At 59.8% G+C, this 3,087-nt stretch carries 2 protein-coding genes; both read left to right on the top strand.

Features of this window, described 5'->3' with window-relative positions; genetic code table 11:
- The first annotated feature begins 123 nt into the window (after positions 1-123).
- Entirely contained in the window at positions 124-1,536 is a 1,413-nt protein-coding gene (locus H5U08_RS14105; protein ID WP_297034354.1) for a prepilin-type N-terminal cleavage/methylation domain-containing protein, read from the top strand.
- Between the two features lie 161 nt (positions 1,537-1,697).
- On the top strand, positions 1,698-3,087 hold a 1,390-nt coding region (locus H5U08_RS14100), incomplete at its 3' end, for a type II secretion system protein GspK (protein ID WP_297034349.1).

Genomic DNA, 3,087 nt, shown 5'->3' with positions numbered 1-3,087 from the left:
AACCCGGCGAAGAGGAAAGTACGGGAACAACGTCAGCCAACTCCGGCGAGAGCAGTTCCGAATCGTCGGAATCATTGAACGAGTAATCAAGCAGCGGATGACCCAGCATTGAAACTGGCCAAGATGATGATTGACCCAGGCGGCATCCCCCGGACGAGATCAGGCAGACCTCGGCGGTATCGCCCTGGCCGTCCGCTGAGAAACCGCGGGTTCACCCTGCTGGAAGTCATCGTGGCCCTGGGGTTGGTGGCGATTCTGCTCGCTGCACTCGGAGCGGCGGTTGACTTCCACTATCGGGTTGTGCAAAAGGCCCGGGCACAGGTGGAGGAAGCCCAGCTCGCCCGTACGCTGCTGGAACGCATTGCCCAGGACATCCGTGGCGCGGTGCCGTATGATCCAGTCAATTTTGAGAAGCTTGTCCCCGGTCTGGTAACCCAGGCAGCCCAAAGTGATTTCTCGTCGCTTGCTGGCGATGCAGGGCTGGACAGCGAATTGCTGGGGGAGTTAACCAGCGAAAGCGATGTCAGTGAACTCGGCGGAGATTGGACCATGACGACGCTCCCCCGATCAGTCCCGGGGTTGTATGGCGGATCCGACTGGATCGAGGTGGACGTCAGCCGACTGCCGCGCCCGGATCAACTCTCCTCAAAAATCATGTTGTCCTCCGAGGGGCTTTTCATCGACCGCGTCAGCGACGTGAAAACGGTGGCCTACTTTGTCGTTTCGCCGGAGGAAACCATCAACTATTCGTTCACCACGATGCCGGGCGTCACAGGATTTGAGGAACAGGGTGGGCTGGTGCGCCGGGAGCTGGACCGGGCGGTTACGGTCTGGGCGGCACAAACCGGTGAACTCGACACGATCGACCAGCAACTGCAACCTATCGCTCCCGAAGTAGCAGCGATTCAGTTTGCTTATTTCGACGGGTCAGAGTGGACCGACTCATGGGATTCGGGTTCGCAGGGATGCCTTCCCAAAGCGGTGGAAATTCGCCTGTATCTGCGGCCGAAATCGACCAGCCCTGAGGAAACGCTTGCTGCTTCCTCCGGTGCGATCCCGGAGTTGTCTTCTCAGGGAGTGAGCGCGACGACCAGTACAAGTTCGGGACTTTTGCTGGATACAAGTGCGTACCATGTGTATCGCACGGTGGTGTACCTGCCGGCTGCCCATGAAACGGGAACTCTCGGCGCGACAGCCGGGGCAGAAAGCACGGGTGAATCGGGTTCCGGAGAGGAAATGGCACCCGAGGAAGAAGGAATGGAGGAAGCACCCGAGGAGCAGACTCCGTCAGGAGGTGGTGGTGCTGCAGCACCGGGAGTTGGTCGGTCGGAAGACTCAGGTCGCGACAGTGGCTCAGGCCGAGATGGCGGCGGGACGCGTGCTGAGGAAGGTGCTCCACCGCCAGGAGCAGGAGCGATCGGCGGTCCGCCACCAGGACCACCGCCGTCAGGCCCCGAGGGTCCGCCTCCTGGTCCACCAGGTGGTCCCCCGGGTCCCCCTCCCAGTGATCGTCCACCGGGAGGACCGCCCCGATGATTGGGCTATTGAAGTTACCTTTTGAGGCATGAACACGCGTTTTATGTGAGTTCTGCGTTGTCCGCAGTATGACGGTCAGTCAAACGGGAACACAGCGACGAGAGAAACGGTGTCCTACTCGGCGCGTAAGCTGGGCAGGTAGCCCACGCCCGCGCCGCGGGATGGTGCTTCTTGTCGTGCTGGTGACCGTGGCGCTGCTTTCGCTGGCGGCCCTGACGTTGGGAGAACTCATGCTGGCGGAACGCGAGGGGGTGCACGTTTCCAATCGGATGGCCCAGGCGCGTGCCCTCGCCGCTTCCGGTGTGGAAGCCGTGCGGCTTTTTGTGTCAATGGACGAGGAATGGCAGAACGACAACGGGGGCTGGTTCAACAATCCGGCATGGTTTTCCGGGATGGTTGTCCACCAGGCCGCCGACCCGCTTGACACCGGGCTTTTCTCCGTCGTTGCACCCGATTGGGAAGATACCATGGGTACGGCCATCCGGTATGGCCTGGAAAACGAGTCGGCCAAACTCAACGTCAACAGTCTGCTTCTGGCCGACCAGTACGCGGAGAATGGAGGACGGCAACTTCTCATGGGGCTGCCCGGCATGACGGAAGACATCGCCGACGCCATCATGGACTGGCTGGATGCCGATGACGAACCCCGGGAGTTTGGGGCGGAAATCGAATACTACTCAGGGTTGTCCCCCGCATACGCAACGAAAAACGGCCCCCTGGAAACCATCGAGGAACTGCTTCTTGTGCGGGGGGTGACGTCCGAACTCCTCTTCGGGGCAGACCGCAATCGTAACGGCATCATCGATTTAGACGAAACCATTCCTGAAGCCTTCGCCGGGTTGAGCGCGGACGATCCTGTCGCCTATCGCGGCTGGTCGGCTTATCTGACCCTATACAGCATGGAACTGAACGTGCGTCCCGACGGCCGTCCCAAGATCAACATCAATCAGGACGACCTCCAGGCTCTCTATGATCAACTGGAAGAAGAATTTGGCCATGACGTGGCAACGTTTATTGTGGGCTACCGTCAGAATGGGCCATACGAGGGGACGGAACAGTCCGAACCGATGCCCCCAGACGCCCAGATTGACTTCTCCCGACCTTCCCGGGTGAAATTCAGCACCGTCCTCGATCTGATCGGTGCCAAAGTGCGGATGCAATTCGCAGGCGAAAATGAGCCGCGGGTGATTGACCCCGTGTTTCCCAATGACCCGGTACTGTTGCGAACCATCCTCCCGCTGATCATGGCCAATCTCACGGCCACTTCCAGCAAGGTGATTCCGGGGCGCATCAACATCAACCTGGCACCGCGCTCCATCCTGTACGGGATTCCCACGTTGGATCCCAGTGTGGCGGAGATGATTATTCAATCGCGTCCCAGTGATCCCACCCTCATCGACGATGAGAACTACCGTTACGAAACCTGGATCCTCGCGGATGGACTGGTGACGCTTGACGAAATGAAAGCCCTTATGCCTTTCATCACCTGCGGGGGCAATGTTTACCGGGCACAGGTTGTGGGATATTTTGCCGGTGGGGGACCGAGTTGCC

The sequence above is a fragment of the Thermogutta sp. genome, assembly GCF_014359955.1.
Lineage (GTDB): Bacteria > Planctomycetota > Planctomycetia > Pirellulales > Thermoguttaceae > Thermogutta.
Note: the sequence above shows the minus strand (reverse complement) of the source record. Positions and strands in the feature narration are given on the sequence as shown.